Annotated in this window: 14 protein-coding genes; 3 read left to right on the top strand and 11 right to left on the bottom strand. The window is 37.9% G+C overall.

All coding sequences use genetic code 11. From position 1 onward, the window contains the following. Positions 1 to 126 precede the first annotated feature (126 nt). From Q0505_RS20760 to Q0505_RS20750, 3 genes are all read right to left on the bottom strand, one after another. Positions 127 to 1,140, bottom strand: coding sequence for a pirin family protein (locus Q0505_RS20760; protein WP_299217424.1), 1,014 nt, complete (start codon positions 1,138 to 1,140; stop codon positions 127 to 129). 277 nt (positions 1,141 to 1,417) lie between these two features. Then, on the bottom strand, positions 1,418 to 2,872 hold the full coding sequence (locus tag Q0505_RS20755) for a carboxypeptidase (RefSeq protein WP_299217431.1): 1,455 nt from the start codon (positions 2,870 to 2,872) through the stop codon (positions 1,418 to 1,420). 631 nt (positions 2,873 to 3,503) lie between these two features. Next, the gene (locus Q0505_RS20750; protein ID WP_299217421.1) at positions 3,504 to 6,824 is read right to left on the bottom strand and encodes an amidohydrolase family protein; all 3,321 of its coding nucleotides are present in this window, start codon (positions 6,822 to 6,824) and stop codon (positions 3,504 to 3,506) included. A 183-nt stretch (positions 6,825 to 7,007) separates the two neighbouring features. Here Q0505_RS20750 and Q0505_RS20745 point away from each other — a divergent pair, with 183 nt between their 5' ends. After that, entirely contained in the window at positions 7,008 to 7,658 is a 651-nt protein-coding gene (locus Q0505_RS20745) for a toll/interleukin-1 receptor domain-containing protein (RefSeq protein WP_299217418.1), read from the top strand. Continuing rightward, on the top strand, positions 7,651 to 10,980 hold the full coding sequence (locus Q0505_RS20740) for a COR domain-containing protein (protein ID WP_299217416.1): 3,330 nt from the start codon (positions 7,651 to 7,653) through the stop codon (positions 10,978 to 10,980). Before Q0505_RS20745 ends, Q0505_RS20740 begins: the two co-directional genes overlap by 8 nt. A 351-nt stretch (positions 10,981 to 11,331) precedes the next feature. Here Q0505_RS20740 and Q0505_RS20735 read toward each other — a convergent pair whose 3' ends face one another. The 4 genes from Q0505_RS20735 to Q0505_RS20720 all read right to left on the bottom strand — a co-directional run bounded on the left by Q0505_RS20735 (position 11,332) and on the right by Q0505_RS20720 (position 15,449). Beyond that, positions 11,332 to 12,750, bottom strand: a complete 1,419-nt coding sequence (locus Q0505_RS20735) for an amidohydrolase family protein (protein WP_299217413.1) — start codon at positions 12,748 to 12,750, stop codon at positions 11,332 to 11,334. Next, positions 12,747 to 13,997, bottom strand: a complete 1,251-nt coding sequence (locus tag Q0505_RS20730) for an amidohydrolase family protein (RefSeq protein ID WP_299217410.1) — start codon at positions 13,995 to 13,997, stop codon at positions 12,747 to 12,749. Before Q0505_RS20730 ends, Q0505_RS20735 begins: the two co-directional genes overlap by 4 nt. A gap of 105 nt (positions 13,998 to 14,102) precedes the next feature. Further along, positions 14,103 to 14,702 (bottom strand): YdeI/OmpD-associated family protein, encoded by a 600-nt coding sequence (locus Q0505_RS20725; RefSeq protein ID WP_299217407.1) that lies wholly within the window; start codon positions 14,700 to 14,702, stop codon positions 14,103 to 14,105. 165 nt (positions 14,703 to 14,867) lie between these two features. After that, positions 14,868 to 15,449 carry a superoxide dismutase family protein gene (locus Q0505_RS20720; protein WP_299217404.1) on the bottom strand — a complete coding sequence of 194 codons (582 nt, stop codon included), beginning with the start codon at positions 15,447 to 15,449 and terminating at the stop codon, positions 14,868 to 14,870. A gap of 594 nt (positions 15,450 to 16,043) precedes the next feature. On the opposite strand from Q0505_RS20720, the gene Q0505_RS20715 reads away from it, so the two are divergent. Then, a complete protein-coding gene (locus tag Q0505_RS20715) occupies positions 16,044 to 16,259 on the top strand; it encodes a hypothetical protein (protein ID WP_299217401.1) in 216 nt (71 codons plus the stop codon). Positions 16,260 to 16,324: 65 nt separating this feature from the next. Here Q0505_RS20715 and Q0505_RS20710 read toward each other — a convergent pair whose 3' ends face one another. The 4 genes from Q0505_RS20710 to Q0505_RS20695 form a co-directional block, all read right to left on the bottom strand. Then, the gene (locus tag Q0505_RS20710) at positions 16,325 to 16,804 is read right to left on the bottom strand and encodes a YdeI/OmpD-associated family protein (protein ID WP_299217398.1); all 480 of its coding nucleotides are present in this window, start codon (positions 16,802 to 16,804) and stop codon (positions 16,325 to 16,327) included. 16 nt (positions 16,805 to 16,820) lie between these two features. Next, on the bottom strand, positions 16,821 to 19,331 hold the full coding sequence (locus tag Q0505_RS20705; protein ID WP_299217395.1) for a M14 family zinc carboxypeptidase: 2,511 nt from the start codon (positions 19,329 to 19,331) through the stop codon (positions 16,821 to 16,823). Between the two features lie 194 nt (positions 19,332 to 19,525). Further along, positions 19,526 to 19,918 (bottom strand): PUR family DNA/RNA-binding protein, encoded by a 393-nt coding sequence (locus Q0505_RS20700; protein WP_299217393.1) that lies wholly within the window; start codon positions 19,916 to 19,918, stop codon positions 19,526 to 19,528. Positions 19,919 to 19,996: 78 nt separating this feature from the next. After that, a complete protein-coding gene (locus Q0505_RS20695; protein ID WP_299217390.1) occupies positions 19,997 to 20,785 on the bottom strand; it encodes a dipeptide/oligopeptide/nickel ABC transporter ATP-binding protein in 789 nt (262 codons plus the stop codon). Between the last annotated feature and the right edge of the window lie 109 nt (positions 20,786 to 20,894).

Genomic DNA, 20,894 nt, shown 5'->3' with positions numbered 1-20,894 from the left:
CTGAGTTAAAAACTGAAAGAACCAAAATCTTCAAAATACAAAAGACCGCCTAAATTGTTTTTAGACGGCCTCTTTTTCTTGTATAAAAGTATACTTTAGCAAGATAATTTCAATGCGGAAATGATATTAATCCCTTATTTCTTCTTTACCATCAGCATGGATCGCAAATCTACCTTTTTCTTTATCATGCGTGTGATCATGCGAAGGCCAAGGCCAACCGCCAAATTCTGTCTGGCGATACTCAGCAATCGCATCGTTGATTTCCTGATAACTATTCATCACAAAAGGTCCTTGTTTTGCTACAGGTTCTCCAATGGGTTTCCCTTGAATGAAAAGGAAATACCCTTTTTTATCTCCATTTTGTATCGTAATTTCTTGATCAGGAATTAGATCGAGTCCGTGTCCTTTTGGGATTTGATATCCTTCGGTTGCAATCTCGTGACCTTCATAAAAATAAAGCGTTCTATTAAGACCCGAAGCTGCTGTAGGAACTGACCACGTTGCATTAGGAGCTAAAGTCACTAACCAGATTTCAACCCCATTCTCTTTTTGAGCAGCCCAGCTATCGGGTGCGGGTGATAATGCATTGGTATCTTGGTAAGTTCCCGCAATTACTTTTACTTGTATCTCACGATTTTCCTCATCCTTGTGGGTCACTACAGGGATATCTTCGTGCCATAACATTTTATAGTGTGGTGGTACCATTTTACTCGCTTTAGGCAAATTTAGCCATAGCTGAAACAGTAACAACGGATTCTCTCCTTCCGTATTCAAGAGCGGAAACATCTCACTGTGCTGCACGCCTTTACCTGCGGTCATCCATTGGACATCACCTTCTCCAAATCTCCCAGCGGCTCCTAACGAATCACTATGATCGGCGAGTCCTCTTTCTACGATGGTAATGGTTTCAAAACCTCGATGCGGATGCGCAGGAAAACCAGGAACCGTACGTCCATGATACATATTCCATCCATCTTTTCCGTTAAAATCCATTCCAATATTACGCCCCGCAAGTGATGCGTCAGGTCCTAATTGGTCATTCCCTTTTGGATACTGATCTAAGTGGTAAGCACAAAATAAAAAGGGATCTTGTGTTTCCCATTGTGATCCTAACTGTCTAATTTTCTGTATTGCTTTCATAGTCTTCATTTCCGCCCTTCGACTATCGCTCAGGATAAACTCCGACGGGCATCTCATTATTTCATTCCCGTGTAGATGGGAATCTCCTGTTATTAGTTCTTTAGTTTCTTATCCCTAGAGTACTTTGACAAGCTCAATGTGGCACTCAGGATAAGCTTTAGCGTATTTGTTCTGTTCTTAGTTGCTTTCGAGTTATTAGGGATTCTTTATACGCTTTCGCGAAAGCGTACTCATAAACACCACCCCTTAGTCGCAAAAATGTGATTCTATTACACGCTTAGTATCTCGCTCCTTGACTGATATTAGCCGATGATTTTTGAATAAAATCACGAATATCATCATTGGCTTTAATCAAATCTTCATTACGTAAATACATCATGTGTCCGCTACGGTATCCTTTAAAACTCAATCGATCAGAAAGCTTTCCTGAAGCATTGAGTTGCCACATCACATACTTTGCATTAAAATACGTAGTTGCGCCATCAAAATATCCACTCTGAATCATGACGTTTAGATTTTTATTGACACCCATCGCTTCTCGCAATGCAGCTCCTGTATTATTATTGGTGCGATCCCAAGGACGCACAGGCCCAAACATATTGTACGTTAAATCGGTTTTAAGACCTAATTCTTCCTGATAGTAATAGTTAATTGCTGGTGTAAAGGAATGTAACCAAGAGGTGAGTTCGCTATTATAATCAGGACGATCTCCTGCTTCTTTCACATCCAATCCTTTGTAACGAGAATCCAATCGACCGATGGTTAGGCCATCGCGATCTCTTAATAAGTCTTTCCAGAAATACGCTTTAGGTACTTCTAGGTTATGTTGTCTGATCGTACGTTCTGATAAACCAGAATAATACGCCATTTTTTTAATGACCTCTTCTTTTTTCGCAGGATCGATGTACCCAGTATTGACCATCACAGGAAGGAGTTCATTCACCGCATATTGCTCACTTTCGGCTAGAACTTCAGGAAGGTCTTTGTTTTGCAAGGCAGGTGGTAACATCTTGTGATACCAAGCTGCTGCTGTAAAATACGGAAGACGATTCGCCACTTCGACAGGCCCATCAAATTCAAATCCTATTTCTGTTGGAGATACGAGAATTACCCCGTTGATGTACATCCATTGGCTGTTTTGAAGTTCGGCTGCCAGACCAGAAACACGGGTCGTACCATAACTTTCACCAATTAAGAATTTAGGAGAACGCCAGCGATTATTTCTAGTGACAAAGGTATTGACCCATTCAGCTAAATACTTGACATCAGCATTCACGCCAAAAAATAGTTTTTTGTCTGGCATCTTCCCGTCTTTACCAGGAATCAAGCGACTATAGCCTGTATTCACTGGATTGACAAAGACGATGTCAGCCACATCCAAAATCGAATTCGGATTACTTTTTACACCATACGGTTGCACAGCAAACCCTTCATCATCAATTTTTAAAATACGAGGTCCCGTATAGGCAATATGCATCCACACCGAAGCAGATCCTGGTCCACCGTTAAAAGAAATCACCAACGGTCTGTTCTCATCATTTTTGATGTCGCTACGTTTATAGTAGGTGTATAGAAGAGAAGCGATCGGCATTCCTTCCTCATTCCACACCGGCTGAAACCCAGCCGTGGCAGTGTACGGAATTGTTTTCCCTTTAATCGTCGTCGTATGATTGGTAACGACCGTTTCATCAATAGGGACGCTCACTTTTTGAGACATCATATCTTTCGACATCGTTTTGTCTTGTGCATACGTTGTTATGCATAGAAGACTAGCAAATACAAATAGGGATAGTGTTTTTTTCATGGTTATTCATTTTCACCTCCGTGAAGACGGAGGTCTTAATTAATTATTATTTGCTCATTCCAAAATAGCGTACTGTTCTATTTTAGAGTATTACTCTATTTTTATTCCCCCTTTGGGGGTTAGAGGGATTTCACACCTCCCTCAATTCCTTACTTTGACAAGTGTCACACTGAGCTTGTCGAAGTGCTCAGCACAGACCTTCCTATGAGGGAAGCTTTATTTTGTACTTCCAACTTCCAACTTCCAACTTCGTACCTAGACCTATTCATGCTCTTAACTTCAAAATAACGGAAGATTCAAAACTGATTTGTGCCAAAAGCTACAAATCATTTTGAATACACCACCGCCTAAAGGATGCTACGTACACGTTATTCAATCGGCATTCGTATTTCTACTTTCGTTTTTCGTATTTATTCATGACTTTAACTTCATAGTAACGGAAGATTCAAAACTGATTTGTGCCAAAAGCTACAAATCATTTTGAATACACCACCACCTAAAGGATGCTACGTACACGTTATTCAATCGGCATTCGTATTTCTACTTTCGTTTTTCGTATTTATTGATGCCCCACGTGACACCCGCATCCTGGGATTGTAAAGCTATTACTTTCCTCATGCCATGGAAACGCTTCACTCTGCCTAGTGTTTTCCCACCAGAATTGTCCACGTTCTTTCTCTGTGTTTCCTACTTCATTCATCGTTGACGTATCGTATAAACGACCATTCACCATCGTATGCGTGACATTTTCGGTATCTCGGATATTTTCAAGCGGATTCCCATCGATGATAATCAAATCAGCGAGTTTGCCTACTTTGAGCGAACCAATTTCATCACCCGCACCGATGTACTCCGCACCGTTGATGGTAGCGGCTTGTAATGCCTGTAAATTGGTCATCCCACCCTGTTGCAACATCCATGTTTCCCAATGGGCGCCGAGACCTTGTAATTGTCCGTGAGCACCCATATTGACTTTTACGCCTTTATTGGCAAGTGCGGTCACGGTTTCAGAAGTAAGGATATGTCCGTTTTGATATTCTTCATCAGGGATCATCGTACGGTAACGTGCTCTGGAATCGACAAGCGTACGTGGTGTGTATTTGAGAAGCTTTTCATTCTCCCAAACGTTATCATTTTGGTAGAAATAATATTCCCCATTGATTCCTCCATAATTCACAATTAGCGTTGGTGTATACCCCGTTTTGCTAGCGCTCCATAATTCCAATACATCTTTATACACAGGCGCTACGGGAATATTATGTTCCACACCTGTATGTCCGTCCATAATCATGGTCATGTTGGTATAAAATGTCGAACCACCTTCGGGAACGACATTGATGCCGAGTTCGCGTGCCGCTTGCATCACTTGCTGACGTTGCTCACGTCGCGGTTGATTATAACTCTTTACGGACTTGGCACCAAACGCTTTCGTACGACGAATCGCAGAACGGGCATCATCTAGATTGTTGATCACTGCTTTAAAATCACCATCGGCTCCATACAGAATAAAACCAGTAGAGTAGAGGCGTGGGCCGACCATATTACCACTTTTTAAAAGTTCACTTAGCGTGAAAATCGTCTCTGTATTCGCACTTGGGTCGTGTGATGTGGTGACACCAAACGCTAGATTGGCATAAAATGGCCAGTGCTTTTGAGCGGGAAGTCCGTAGCGGAAAGCGCCCACGTGTGCATGTGCATCCACCATTCCTGGCATAATGGTCTTTCCAGACACATCAATCGTTTTTGCTCCTGATGGAATCGTCACATTCTGACCAATCGCCGTAATCTTATTATTAGTCACAACGATGGTTCCGTTTTCGATCACCTGATCTCCTTCCATGGTGATGATACGAGCATTGGTAAATGCGGTAACGCCTGAGGGCTTGTCTGTTTTCGCTTTAAGCGAAATAACAATTGCGTTCACCTCCATTTCTGGAACTTCTGTTGGTGATCCAGGTAAGAAGGTAAATCTGTTTTTGATTTCGTTAGAGAAATACTGATCTCCGAGTGTCCACATCACTTTTTGACCGTTAGGCGACCAGTGAAGGTTGATCCCTGCATCTTTGGCGATTTGTGAGACGGGAACATATTTGGAGTTATTATCAAGATCGATGGTCTGCCCGTTCATCACCAAAGGCGCGAGATAGGCTTTATGAAGATTGGTATAGGCAATCCATTTGTTATCAGGACTTGGGACGAGTCGGTTGGCGTATTTTGAAGTCACGTGTGTACGTTCGTCATTTCCTTCCAGATTTACTGAAATCAAACTCTTAGTCAAATCTCCAAAATACGTTCCTCCTGTTTGTAAAAAGATGCGTTTCCCATCGGTGCTATATATCGGATATTCTCCTTTTTGTGTAATCAGTTTCGGTTGTTGTCCTTGTGTTAGGGTGTAGATGCCAGGTTTTTTCGCGAAAGCGAGCCCCTGATCGGTATTGCGAGGTTCTTTGCGATAAATGATCTTGTTCGCGCCTGCCGAGGCAGGAGCAAAAGAAGGCGTCCGATAAATCCCTTTTTCTGTCGTCCATGTCTGTGATGTCCCGCCGTTGATCGATATCGAACGAATACTTCCATAATTTTCATCATTCCACGTGACATACACAAGCTGTTGTCCATCTGCCGAAAATGAAGGTTCAAATTCAAAGTCTTCGTTTTGGGTGGTGATGCGTTGCGGTGTTCCGTTAGGTAACGTCTTTTTATACAGCTTTCCGAGCGCACTAAAAACCAACGTTTTTCCATCAGGCGACGTCGTGGCATGACGAACCACTTTGACATCAAATTCATCAGGAGCGACAGGGGAGTTGAAATGCACGGTTTCGGCGATTTGTAAAGTGACATCTGCCGTAAACGGAATCACGGAATGGCTGTAATTTTTGATATTGACTTTATTGATTTTTCCCGCCGACCAGAAAACGATTTCTTCGTTATTTGGCATCCAATCAAAATTAGGATACACGCCAAAAATCGCCCACGCTTCCTGCTGATCTTTATTGAGCGCATCATACACCGGCCATTCTTCACCTGTCGCCAAGTCATGAATATACAACACCGATTTGGTGCGAACACGCTTTATAAACGCTAGGAGTTTCCCGTCTGGCGACACCGTAGGACGGGCAGCACCACCAGGGCCATTGGTGAGGGTTTTGATATCCCCATCCTTAAAATCATAGCGTTGGATGACATAAATCTGTTTGTTAGGATCTTTATTGTATTGGAAACTTCCACCCGGATAGACATCTTCACTATAATACAGATATCTTCCATCAGGCGACACCGAAGGTTCGTTGACATCCTGCTGATCGTTTTTACGTTTGGTGAGTTGTAACCCACTGCCGCCTGTGATATGATATTGCCATAATTCCCCAGCGCCTAACGAACGCCCAGAGGTAAAGTGTTTACGTGCAATCAGAAATTGCCCATCGGGTGTCCACGCAGCGTTATTGAGGAGTCGAAACGTTTCTTTCGTGACTTCTTTAGCTTCGCTACCATCTGGATTCATGATCCAAATATTATCGCCACCGCCTGCATCACTTGTAAACGAAATTTTAGAACCATCTGGAGAAAACTTAGGTTGTACTTCAAACGGAATCCCCGTGCGAAGCGCCTTCGCTTTCCCACCTGAAATCGGCATGGAATAAATATCTCCCATGAGATCAAACACCACCGTTTTCCCGTCAGGACTCACATCCAAGTTCATCCACGTCCCTTCATCTGTGGTAAACGAATGCGGTTGATAGTTAAAGCTTGCCCCAGGATTGGCGACATCCCACTTGGCTTCTTTAGCGTCTTTGTCTTTTTTGTTTTTCTTCTTTTTCTTTTGGGCGGATGCCGGAATTGCAAGCGCAAGTGCTAGAAATACTAAGAGTATTTTTTTGGTCATTATGGTGGGTTTAATACGGATTCTAAGGTACGGAAATGTTGGGAAAGGGGCGTGTTAAAGGGGTGTTAAGGGGGAGGTTTTGAAAATCTGATTTGTATATAATAAAAATAAATAAGTTTTGTAATTTGTAAAATGCTGGTGTAGTGTATATTTGGGTTGTATATTATAATTTAATTATTTAAAATGAGTTTTGAATATTCTGTTTTCATTAGTTATCGGAGGAATAAAGGTAATAGAGGTTTTTTGAAAAATTTCAAAGAAATAGTAGAAACCGAGGCCATGGATGTAACTAACTTGAAAAATGCTTTTTTTGACGAAGATTCTATTAGATGGGGAGTTGAATTTGACGATAAAATATATGATAGTATCATAAAATCTCATTTTTTCATTCCTTTGTTCAACTATATATACCTTCACGAAGATAATGATTGGTGTGCCCGAGAACTTTACTATGCAATAGAGGTTGAAAAAATTATAAGAAAGGCGTTAGATAATAATGACTTTTGTTACATACTTCCAATAATTCATAAAGGATCTATAAATATATTACCTAATTGCATTAATAATAAGAATGCAAAGGAAATACGCAGAATAATTCTTTCAATAAAAAAGAATAAAGACAATAATAAGACGGAGGATTTTCGTGATTTTTTAGAAACTAATTTTTCAAAAAATTTTGATATAAAAAACCAAATAGAAATAGACTTAGTTAAGCTTTGTTCAAGTATTAAAAAACCTACCGATGAAGAAATAAAAAAATGGATTCTAGAACAAAAGCAAATCATTCGTAAAAAAGAGTCCTTAACACCTCCATTATATACTAAAAATGAATAACGAAAACTACGATAAGGATATGATTGGTAAGGTTATTACATTTTACTCTTATAAAGGAGGAGTAGGAAGGACTATGTCTCTTATGAATGTTGCCTGTATAATGGCAGAAAATAAAAAAAGAGTATTAACTATTGATTGGGATTTAGAAGCTCCAGGACTTCATTCTTTTTTTAATCTAAACACTGAAGATTTATCGAAACCTGGACTAGTCGATTTAATTATTGAATTTATTGAATTTATTAAAATTGATAATAATAATGATGAAGATAAATTCATGCAATTTTTGGACAAAAATATTAACAGGTTTATTATCAAAGGAGCACCTGTAGGGAGTAAAGGTTTGAGTATAGACCTAATTAAATCTGGAAGGTTTGATAAAGATTATGTTGCAAAATTGAATAGCATTAATTGGATCGAACTATATAAAGAAGCTCCTACCTTTTTTAGAACATTAGCTATGTTCTTAGAGTCTAAATATGACTATACGTTAATAGATTCAAGGACTGGACTTTCAGACACTAGTGGTGTTTGCAATATGTTAATGCCTAGCGTTTTGGTTCTAGTTTTTGTTTTGAATAATCAAAATTTAGATGGTATAATTGATATAGCAAAGCAAAGTGTTAATTACAGATTGGATTCAAATGACTATAGAGATTTAACAGTTCTCCCATTACCATCAAGAATTGATAATGAGAATCCTAACGTTTTAGCAGATTGGATAAAAAAGTATACTTTAAAATTTGAAAAGTTATTTCAAGAATTATACTTGTTAGACAATTGTGAATTGGTAAATTACTTTAATAAAGCTAAAATACCATATAAACCTATATATGCGTATGGTGAAAATATTCCAGTACTTATAGAAAAAGGCGATAATGATTTCTTTATTTCCTATCATTATAAACAATTTTATGAACTAATTCAAGATAATATAGAGTCTTGGGAGGTTCTTTCTGCAAAAGAGTACCGAGTTAATGAAGAAAAAGCTCGTTCGCATTTAGAAAGAGGAATACATTTTATTTCAAAGAATGAGTTTGCTAATGCTATAATAGAATTAAAAAAAGCAGAACAACTTTTTCCGAAGAATGCTGAAGTTTATTTTTATTATGGAAAAGCACTCTATGAGTTGGCTAAGCAAAAAAAGGATATTTCTTTTTATGAAGATAGTTATTATATGTATGAACTTTCTGCAGCATTAGCTCCGAACAATTATCTTACTTTTTTTAATTGGGGTAATGTGATCTTTAATCAAGCGATCCTTGATAACAATGAAGTTTTGTACAAAGAAAGTTATGACAAATATAATACATCATTAAAATTAAATTCATCTCATGATTTAGAGTTTTATGAACCTAACGTACCTAAAGAGGTTATGAGTCAGGGGGCGGTTGCTATTGCAACATATTTAACTATGCTAAATAAAACTTCTGAGACTTTCTTAAATGAAGCACGTATTATTGTTTTAGGGGATAAAGGATCTGGAAAGACTTCTATGGTAAGAAAGTTAATAGATTTCAATGCAGGAATGACAAACCCAGAGGAAAGTACGGCAGATGTAGATACCTCCACATGGAAACTTGCTAAAGAGAATATTAACGTTCAGATTTGGGATTTTGCAGGACACACGGTTACGCATGCTATACATCAATTCTTTCTTTCTGAACGTTGTTTGTATCTCCTAGTGTATAATGGACGTACTGAAGATACCAGTAGCTTGGAGTATTGGTTGGATCATATGAAAAATTACGGAGGGAATTCTGAAGCGATTATTCTAGTAAATGAACGAGATACACATCATTATGAGATTCCGATCAATCGTTTAAAAGAACAATATGCGATTGCAGGGGTGTATTATTTAAATATAGAAAAAGACAAACAAAAGTTTAAAAAATTTCGAAATGATCTATCTGATTATATTGCAAATAACCCTTCTTGGAAATATCAGGAAATCCCTAAGAGTTATTATCAAGTAAAAGAAGAACTAGAACAATTATTTACTAAAAATAAAGTTGGAGAAGCGCGGGAATTAATTACAAGGGAGACTTTTGATACGATTGCTCAAAAATATGGGATAGAAGATTCAGAACGTTTATTAAAAGATTTACATGCGTTAGGAATTAGTTTCTGGTATAAAGGGATGGAACAATACAATACCTTGATCTTAAATCCAGAATGGATCAGTGATGGAGTGTATCAAATTATCAATTGGGTACATAATCAAAAAACACATGAGATCGCCTTATCTGATTTTAAGAAGGTGTTTGCAAAAGATAAAGAGCGGTATCCTAAAGATCAATATCACTTTTTGTTTGATTTAATATTGAATTATGAACTTGCTTATAAAATAGGTAAAGGAAATAAATTAATTATACCTCATTTATTAAAAGAAGATCAACCTGCTAATCTTCCTACTTTTGAAATAGGAGATAGTCTGATGCTAAAATACAAAGCAGATCATGCGTTACCACCGCATACCATCTCTCGTTTTATTGTGAAGCATAGTGATCAGATTAGAAAGCAAGGAAATACCTATTTTGTATGGCGGTATGGAGTGATTCTGGAGGATGGAAAAGGAAATACAGCCTTAGTTCGTGAATGGGATCGTGCGATTGATGTCTCTGTAAAAGGACCCTCTAAAACTGAATATATTAGTCAACTTCGAGCAACCTTAAATGCCATTTTTGATGGGTATAAAAGTGAGAAACCAGAGTTGCAGTATAATATTAATCCTTTTGGTGATGAATCGTATTTAATAGAATATACTCAAATATCTGAGCATATAGGAAAACCTCAAGAGAACTGGTTGGCTGAAAAACTAATATTATCCTATAAAGATAGAGGCCTAAATCACTATGATCCAATTTCAAATCAGAATATTAGTATAAAAGCAATTTTAGATGAATATAGTATTCCATACAATCAAAAAATAAATTTTATAAACAACCCTCAAACAGTTAATACAGGAGATCATTCTAATATACAGGCGAACACCCTTAACTTTAAAGAGTGTAATATCTCTTTGCAAGGGAGTCTAAATGAACTTGCTTTTGAACTTTCAGAGAATGGAGAAGCAGAAGCTGCTAAAGAACTTGAAAACGCAGCTAAGGCTTTAGAGAAAGTTGAGAATGAAACGAATCCAGATCAGGTTAAGAAAAAAGGTGTTTGGAATCGTTTAAAGCGAACTATTGCAAATCTAAATGATGAAAAATCAACCTTACATCAAGCGGTAAAACTTCTCAAAAATGGAAAAGCACTCGTCAAAGGAATCATGGATACGTATGAAAAAGTTAGCCCGTGGATAGAGCAAATGACTCAATCATAGAAGATTCTTCTATTTCACCTGAATGTCACCCTGAGCGTGTCGAAGGGCTATCCTTAGTTTGGGCTTCGACAGGCTCAGCCTGACAACCTATAGTCTTTTCGACAAAATGTAACGCCGAGAAATCCCACAAGCGGCTCATTTTTATATCAGAAAAGCCTACTGTCATGAGATTTCCTACCTGTGGCAGGCAGGCTCGGCGCTACGCTTTGTCGAAATGACTGCGCTCTTCATTTCGACAGAACGAGGTACGAGTGACGAGAAATCGCATAAAGTAGATCAATCATAACTTGACCTTAAAGCCATAGTTAGATGTGTGATCTCTCCTGCCGTCGAGATGACTGAATGTTCTTTTTAGTCTGTATTTTCAATCGTATGCAACCTCCCATTTTTAATCGTATGTATCACACTTTGTGTATTCCTAATATCCTCTAGTGGATTTTTCGAGAGTATCACTAAATCTGCTTTGTTGCTGATGGCAATGCCGTAGCCTTCTTTTTGGAGGAATTGGCTTCCGTTGTATCCAGAGGTTTGTAGGGCTTGTAGAGGAGTGAGTCCTGCGATTACCATTTGCTCTAATTCTTTGTGAAGCGATGGGCCAGGATAGGTGTAGGAGTTAAACGCGCCACAGTCTGAGCCGGCAAGGATGCGTACGCCCGCATCGTGTAAAGATTTAGTGAGTTGAATAAAGAATTGTTGGAGTTCTTTGCGGTCTTTTTTTGCTTTCGCGGAAGCGTTTAAAGCGCCTTTTACACGTCCTTCGTATGTTTTTACAAAGGCATCTTCTAGATGAGAAAGGTATGGGTCTTGCGAGTGATCGACTTCATCTAAATAACTCAAAATATCCCCAATATGAAGGGTAGGGGTGACAAAAACGTTATTGGACTTAAGTCGTGTAAAGGTTTGCTTTGCAGTCGCTTCGTCATAAGTGGCGATGAGTTGCGCCATGCTTCCCCAGAAACCGAGTTTACCGTCTATAATTTGTTGGGTGATCTCTTTTTCTTTGGAGGAACAGCCTTTCAAAACATAGTATAAATGCTCCACATTGTCGAGTCCAGCATCAATCGCTTCCTCTAATTCGACGGTAAATGGCATGTGTCCAGAGGTAATCATACCTCTGGTTTCGGCAGCTTTTATGATGTCTAGATAGTGCTTTCGCGAAAGCGTACTATCGTACAATTTCACATAATCTGTCCCGAGTGCTTGCAATGAGTCTAATGCGGTGGTAATGTCTTCTTGCGAACTTACAGGCAACGAACCTTCCCAACGCGCCTTGGGACCGTCAAGTTTTGGTCCTGAGGTATAAATCGTAGGTCCTATACGTTTACCTGCCTGAATTTCTTGATTCCATTGTTGGACTTGAGGTGTCAAATCACCACCTGCGTCACGCACGGTGGTGATACCGTAGTTGATGTACTGGGCTAAGAATTTTTCATTTTGAGCAATGAGGGGTTCGCCTCCGCGAAAATGTACATGGTTATCCCAAAAACCCGGAAGCACATACGCACCTTTTACGTTGATATGTGTAAAGGTGTGGAAACCAGTTTTCATCTCAGGCGTGGTTTCTACAAGAATGCCTTTATTGATATACAAGGTTTGTTTGGTGATTTCTCCAGATTGAACATCGATGACGTTAGCATTGGAGATCACAAGATCAAAACTTTCTTTATTGGATTCCTTGGAAGACTCTTTTGGGATTTCTTTAGACCCATCCTTACAACTTAGCGTTAGAAAAATAAGAATACAGCTACTAATACTTAAAAATTTTCTCATCGTTTTTCTTGTTTATATACTTTTCCATTTTTCATGACAAACGTCACATTTCTTAGTTTGGTTATATCTTTTGTAGGATCACCAGGTACGGCAATCAAATCTGCCCAGTAGCCTTCTTTAATGTTTCCTAGTTTTTCCAAATGAAATACGTTTGCATTGACAGCAGTTGCTGCACGTAATGTCTGAATGGGCGTCATCCCATATTCCACCATGAGTTCGAGTTCGCGATAATTCTCTCCGTGCGTATACACGCCCACATCCCCGCCAAAACCAATCGTCACGCCCGATTGTAATGCAAGTGCAAAAGAGGCTTTTTTAATACGGATGCGATCGGGGTCTGGGTCTGTGGCTTTATTCCATCCTTTGTATTGAGAGACGGCATCTCCAGCAGCCAATGTAGGATAGAAAGCAACGCCTTTTTCTTTCATGAGTTTAAAGGTTTCTAAGGTGCCTCCATCTCCGTGTTCTATAGTTTCGACCCCTGCAAGGATCGCTCTTTTCATCCCTTCGGGCGTACTAGCGTGGGCTACGGCATATCGTCCAGCGGTTTCTGCTGCTGCAATCATGATATCGAGTTCTTCTTGTAAAAAAGTCGGTTGCGAGGTTTCTCCAGCCCGCCAACGGTAGTCGGCGTAGATTTTAATAAAATCGGCACCATTGCCTAGTTGTCTTCGCACGGCTTTGATGACTTCAGTGGTTCCGCTGGCAGATTCTGCGCCGAGAGGAACGGTGACACCTTCGTGAAATCCTTTAGGACCATAGGCTCCCGTAGCGACAATTGCTGGTCCCGCAACCAATAGGCGAGGTCCAGGAATGATGCCTTGATCGATTGTTTTCTTTAAGTAGACATCGCTGTATCCAGCACCTTCAGAACCGAGATCTCTCATGGTGGTCACGCCTGCCAATAAAGAGTTTTCTGCGTGTACCACACCTCGTATGGCTCTTTCGGTATGGGATTCTTTTAATACCTGATCGTTCCAAGTCGTTTCATTATACGGGTGTAATAACAAATGCGAATGTCCTTCTATCAATCCGGGCATTAACGTCATGCCTTCTAAGGGGATGGTAAAATGACGATCTGTTTTGTCTGTTGAAACGCCTACATAGGCGATGATACTATCTCTCACGACCACTACCCAATCTTTATGAAGTGTTTCTCCATCAAAAACCGCATCGGGTTTTAAGGTGGTTTGCGCGTAGTTTTGTGTGATGCTTAATGCAATCAAAAGAAAAAGTATTTTCTTCATAGTTGGTATTGGTTTTGTGTACGCTTTCGCGAAAGCGGAAATCTTATAATTAGTTATTCGAATTAAGGGCTGAAAATTTAAACTTTGACTCATATTTAGTACGCATCACTTCTTTTTCTGACCCCAACCACCACTGTCTCTTGATTTTTGATTGGCTTCGCATAGGAGAATAATTTCTTGAATGCGTTTTTGTTTGGTTGCTTCTCGCTTTGCTTGATTGAGCCAGTATAGGTAGCTTTTTCGATAGCTTGGGGCAAAATTTTGAAAGTTTGTATACGCTGTTGTATTGGTATCAAATGCTATTTGTAAATCTTCTGGAATGATGCCATTCTCTACATTGTCTAGGAGTGTCCATGAGCCGTCTTTTTTGGCTTGTTTAATGAGGCGTCTTCCGCTTTCGTGCATCAGTCCTTTCTTTTCAAGGGTGATGATATAGGTTTTATTCAGTTTGCTCCAGACACTTTTAGGATTTCGCGGAGAGAAATACTGTCTTCGTTTTCCATTGCCTAGGCTTTTGACAGTGCTATCGATCCAACCGTAACAGAGCGCTACTTTCACCGCTTCTTCCCAACGCATGGATGGGGTATTTATTTCTATTTTATAAAAAATTAAATAGACCCCTTTTGTTGTTGTGTGGTTATCGTGTAACCAATCTCGCCAATCGGCATCACAGGGAAAATATAATTCTGGGATCGTATTTGTCATGTACTTAAATACTCTTTTTCAATTCAGTGATTTTATAAATTTAGGATCAAGATACTTAAAAATATGCGTTGTTTGGATTTCTTTTAATTTGGTGTTTCCTAAAACGTAAAAAGCCTTTAAGCTAATTTTAGCATAAAGGCTTTTTAGTGTAATTTAAAAAATTAGTTATTGGATAATCCCACCACAGCTGACGCGTGCTCCAGCATCACCACTAGGCTGTGACGTAAAATCGTCTGTTCCTTGATGAACGATAATGGCTTTTCCTACAATGTCTTTCTTTTCGTCTCCACATCCAATACACCATTCGTTTGTTTTGAAGTTCACCACGCCGTTTCCATTTTCATCGGCTTCAAAGTTTCCAATGTCTCCTTTGTGGTATCCCGTTTCTGCACCCCATTCTCCATGTGGTTGTGCAGTAGGATTCCAGTGTCCTCCTGCAGATTTTCCATCGGCTGATGAGCAATCTGCTTTTTCATGGATATGAATCGCGTGTGTGCCTTCAGAAAGACCATGGATAGCAGCCATCGTACTAACGGTACCATTAGATTCTTCAAAAACGACACTTCCAGTAGCTTTACTGTCACTTTTTGCTTCTAATGCCATTTTGAGCCTTTTGATTTCAACGTCTTCTTTTACGACTTCCTTTACTTCTTCAACGACCTCTTTTTCTGTGGTTTTTGTCTCTTCTTTACAGCTTGCAAATAATGCCATTGCTATCAGAGCGCTTGCGATATATGTTGTTTTCATAGGGTATGTTTTTTTGTTTTTAATGGTTTGGTTTAAAATGAACTCTAAGATACACGTTTTTCTATTTACTAAAAAGTATTATAGCAATTACAACTTATTATGGATTGATTACTATCTTTTAAAAGTTAAAATAACCCAAATAGAATACTTCTTTTTCTTTCAATCACGTATTTATACGTATTAATTAAGTTACTATATTTTTGTCTAAGTTATTGTTTTTATGTAACTTACAATGATTTTTTTAATCACTTTGTATATGAAGAAAATGCAAAATAGTAAATTCTAAAATTATCTAGATAACGAATTTACAACATTTTCGAAATGGAGGATATACTATATCTCCTTTAATAGATGAAGATAGATTTTATAGTATTACTATAAAACTATTTCAAGATTCCTAGCCTCATGATTAGTTCTCTTTGAATATGGAATATGTAGAAAGGCATATATGATAACAGAAGACTTAAGATAATTAGAATACTTTTTCTATGTCAAAGTGTTCTGTAGCTAAAGATATTCTATCGTGATGAATAGACATATTACTTGGGTGTCTATAAATGACCAAGTTTCATTTAATTTTTAAATATTTTAATTATGAAAAAAATACTGAATTTAGGAAAACAATTAAGTACAACGGAACAAAAAGATATTTTTGGAGGAGGACAATCTAAAAATCCTTGCCCATGTACTACTAATTATGAAAATCATGGTAATGGTGAATGCTCATATCCAGCAGTTCAATCTGGTTTCCCATCTGGGTTGAGGTGCCTTGGAAGCATACAACCTAATGGAACGTGTTGTGTTGGTTAACCTCTAAATATAAAAAACCAGGCTACTTTTGTAGCCTGGTTTTTTGATATTGATTGATGTGTTTATTATCGTTTAATTAATTCTCGCGGATCGGTAATTCCTCGTTTTAGATTTTCAAAAATGAGTAGCGATTTATCTACTTGCGTTTGATCGTTTTTAAACCGTTTTACATAATAAATCAATCCTCTTTTTCTACCGTCAGTTAATTTTTTAAAATAAGAAAACCCTTCTGGATCACTATCCATCACAGCTTGCATTGTCTCAGGAATTTCTACCCCATAGGTAGTGGTATTTTCAAAAAGTTGAAACTCAAAAAAATCGGTAGGGAAGACTCCCAATGCTTTTTGATATCGTTTTCCAAAACTCACAATGTAATTTCCTTGATATAAACGAAGCGCTCCATGAAATTCTATCTGTTGATCCTCAAAAAATGCTTTTATGTGAATGCGTTTATGCCCAGCCTCTGCAAAAGGAACTGCGTGTTCTTCGGGTATGATGACACCGTGAGTTCCTGTGATATGAACGGGGAATTTAGGCGTATGCATTGCCATCATTTACAAATTACATTTCCTCTCCAAAAAAGATCGCATTCATTAATAGCTTATTTGTTCCGTACCAGAAGGCTCTAAAATTGGTGTTATCTGTAAAAAGAATAATTTCTCCTCTTCCTGAACTTTGGTGTACAAAAGGTCTTGTTTCTGGAATCGCTTTTAAATTGATCTTGCTAATATATCCTGATTGTAACGGATTTTTAGTGTATTGAATAGGATTCTTATAGCTCGTTGAATCTGCTTTAATAAAAATGGTCGTGTTTCTAAATAGCGAAATCCGATCATCTTCATACCCAAAATTAATTGGGTGAGAACGATCTTGTTTTGCTTCAAAAATAGCACCTCCAATCACTTGCGCACCACTAAAATCTCTACGTTGCTCAAAAGTGACGTTCTTGGCAAGGTTCTCTGTTTTTTCAAAAGAGATATTCAACATTTTGTTTCTTTCCAACCAATTGGCAGCATTACGATATCCAATCAGCGTTCCTCCGTCTCGTACCCAATCTTTTAATTTTTCTGTTTTTCCTTTATCTAACACACCAAACGAATGTGGAATGATAATATCGGTATAACGGCTTAAGTCAGCGCGATCTAAATTTTTGATATCTAATTTTGTAATTTTCATATCATAGCGTGTATCAAATACATGCCAGATTTCTCCTGTATCGTGCGGATTAAATCCTTCTCCTAGAACAATCGCTACTTTTGTAGGTTTTAGTGCTCTAAACTGTCCACTACCTAGGTCAATTCCTTCGGTAAGTCCTGTGCCAACAGCAGTGATGTCTACTTTACTTTCTTTAGAAATGGTACTTAAAAACGCATTCAATTCTTGTGCATTCATTTTTTGATTTTGCACAGGAATAAAGATGGTTCCATAGTCATAAGAGTTTCCTTCTAGTGTAAATTGCTCCATACCTACTTTTGCACGTAGTTCTGCGTTGAGGATTTTGTTAAGTGCTTTAGGCGTGTAGTATTCATGCCATTGCATCAAGTAGCCGTAGGTACTTGTTGTCACTGCTTTTGGCGTACGCATCTGCAATTCCTGAATGGCAGGTCCAGCATTTGTGATGGTTGCATTCTCCGTAAAATTCAATCCAAAAGAAAGCGGGAATGACCAAGCCGAGATATCGTAGAAGAGGCTGTCTTCAAAAGTGGTTCGTTTTTCAAACATGGCTTTGATGAGTCGGCTTTGACGCTGACTTTTTGGTACAATATAACTATAGCCTTTTTTAAATTCTTTTCCGCTTTCGCGAAAGCTATTATCGACTTCATGCACTTCTATTTTATGTCTTTTTAATACTTCGGCTAAGTGGTACGCACTTGCGGCGTCTTTCTCACTTCCAAAAGCATACGCTCCACCTTTAGACTCTTTACGAGCATTATTGAAAAAATCGCGTTGGTAATCGAGTAATTCAGTTCGCATACTCTGTGCAGCTTCTAAAGTTGAAAGGAACGCAGTAAACTGATTTCTAATCGTAAATTTGAACTCTAATAATCCATTTTCAGTTTCTTGTACATGTCCTCGCGAACTCGCTTGTTCAAATAAAATACCAATACTTCCATTAATATCAGGAAAGGTAGAACCTTTGCCATAGTAAAAATCATCAAAACTCTCTTCTGTGTAATAAAGGCTACCTATTTTATCAAGTGCTTTTGCGTGATAATTTCCTATTTTTTTGGTCAGTTCTTGATTGAGTTTTGGCGTTAATGGATGCGTACGTGACTGTATTCCTGGTTGGAAAAAGAAAGAGGCATTACTCCCCATCTCATGATGATCTGTTAAGATATTTGGATACCAATGGTGAAATGTTTTGATACGGGCTCTAGATTCTGGTAATTGTACAGGTAACCAATCACGGTTCATGTCAAACCAATAATGATTAGAACGACCTCTAGGCCATACCTCGTCGTACTCACGATCTTGCGGATCTGCATTGATGTTGATACTTTTATTAGTATTTGCCCAATAGGCAAAACGTTGTAATCCGTCAGGATTAAACGAGGGGTCAAAAAGAATCACAGTATTTTCTAGTAAGGTATCTATTTTTGCACCTTGTGCTGCAGCCAAGTAATAAGCGGCTACCAGCCCTGCATTTGCTCCCGAAGGTTCATTACCGTGTATGGATAATCCTTGGTATACTACAATAGGCATCTTTGAAGTAGAAAGCGAAGTACTTCCTGTCTCCGTAAGTTTTACATGTTCTTTACGGATGTCTTCAATACGATTATGATTGGAAGGGGAGGTAATAGTCAACAAAAGTATGGGTCTTCCTTCAAAGGTAGTTCCTCTATTTTCTATAGAGATACGATCACTAGCTGCGGCTAGCGTACGCATATACTCAGATAGTTTATCATGACTTACGTGCCATTCTCCAGGCACAAACCCAATCACACTTTCTGGCGTAGGGATATTTTTATTGTAGGTGACGTCTTGGGGTAAGTAATAAGACATATCTACTTTGCCTGTTTGAGCAAAGGTAGGAGTGATCGCTAAAAATAGAAAAACGTAAAGTAAACGCATAGTGTAATGGTTGCTATTAGTGAGTTGTTTATTCAGTTAACTACTGAAGCACTAAAAATAAGATAAATTTTATTGTATAGTATACTATTTAGAGTGCTTTTAACAAGTCTCTTTATATGAGGCCCTCTTGATTTGTGTTCAAATAAAAACCCCATCAAAATGACGGGGTTTACTATTTTATATAAGATAGATGGTTATATATCTTCAAAATTCACATTGGTGAAATCTTCTGCGCTTGGAACTTCGGCTTCGTCTTTAGTTCCATCATTATCTTCTACAGTTTCTGAACGCTGGTAATCGCTTTGATGACGATCACTGATAACTTCTTCTCCTTTTTCTTCAAGAATGTAGGAAGTCATTTCATTTAAAATGTCTGTAAATCCAGTAAAATCTTCTTTGTAAAGATAGATTTTATGCTTTTTGAAGTGAAATGAACCATCGTCATTTGTAAACTTCTTACTTTCAGTAATGGTTAAGTAATAATCTCCAGCTTTTGTTGAGCGTACATCAAAGAAATATGTTCTTCTACCAGCTCTTAGTACTTTTGAGAAAATTTCTTCATTATCCCTCGAATCATAATCACTCATAATCAATATGTAGTTTTTAGTTTTTTAGTAATTCCTAGATCAAAAATGATAAAAAAAAGAATGTCGCCCAATTTTTTTTTACATTTCTTTCTCATCCAATTGTTTTAGATATAATTCTTTGTAATAACCTTCTTGTTTTATAAGCTGATTATGAGAACCTTGCTGTATGATTTTACCATCATCAAGAATTATAATTTCATCTGCATTTTTTGCAGAAGATATCCTATGACTTACAATTATAGTGGTTGTATCTTCACTTATCTGATGTAAACTCTCTAGAATCTGCTCTTCAGTTTCTGTATCTACAGCACTTAAAGAATCATCTAATAAGATTATTTTTGGTTTGCTTATAAGAGCTCTCGCAATTGATACACGTTGTCTTTCACCGCCAGATAACTCGTGAGGATATCTATTCGTATAAGTTTTATTTAAACCAACTTTTTCAAGTAAATCTATCGCTATCTCATTTCTTTCATTTGTAGAATACATTTTATGAATAATAAAAGGTTCAATAATTATTTTTGAAATAGTCATCATAGGATCTAGAGAAGAGTAGCTATCTTGAAAAACAATTTGCATTTCTTTTCTATATTTTTTTAATTCTTGTAATTTTAGATCTGTAATATTGTTATTATTAACAAAAATCTCTCCTTCCGTTATATCGAGTAACTTCATTGCCATTAAGGCACAGGTAGATTTTCCAGATCCTGACTCGCCAACCAAACCTAAAACTTTTTTAGCTTCAAGTGAAAATGAAACATTGTCTACAGCTACAAACGTATCATCATTCTTTGATAAAAAATTGGTAATATTTTTTGTTTCAGAATAAATTTTAGAAACATTTTTTAATTCTAATACCTTTTGCATTTATGTTCCTGCATACCAAAGATCTCTATCTTCTTTAGATATTTCTTTAAGCCTTTTTTTGCCTGGCTCTTTTCCAGGGATACTATCAATAAGAGCTTTTGTGTAAGGA

Source organism: uncultured Dokdonia sp. (genome assembly GCF_937910895.1).
Lineage (GTDB): Bacteria > Bacteroidota > Bacteroidia > Flavobacteriales > Flavobacteriaceae > Dokdonia.
The sequence above is the reverse complement of the archived record's forward strand: the minus strand, read 5'-3'. Positions and strand labels throughout refer to the sequence as shown.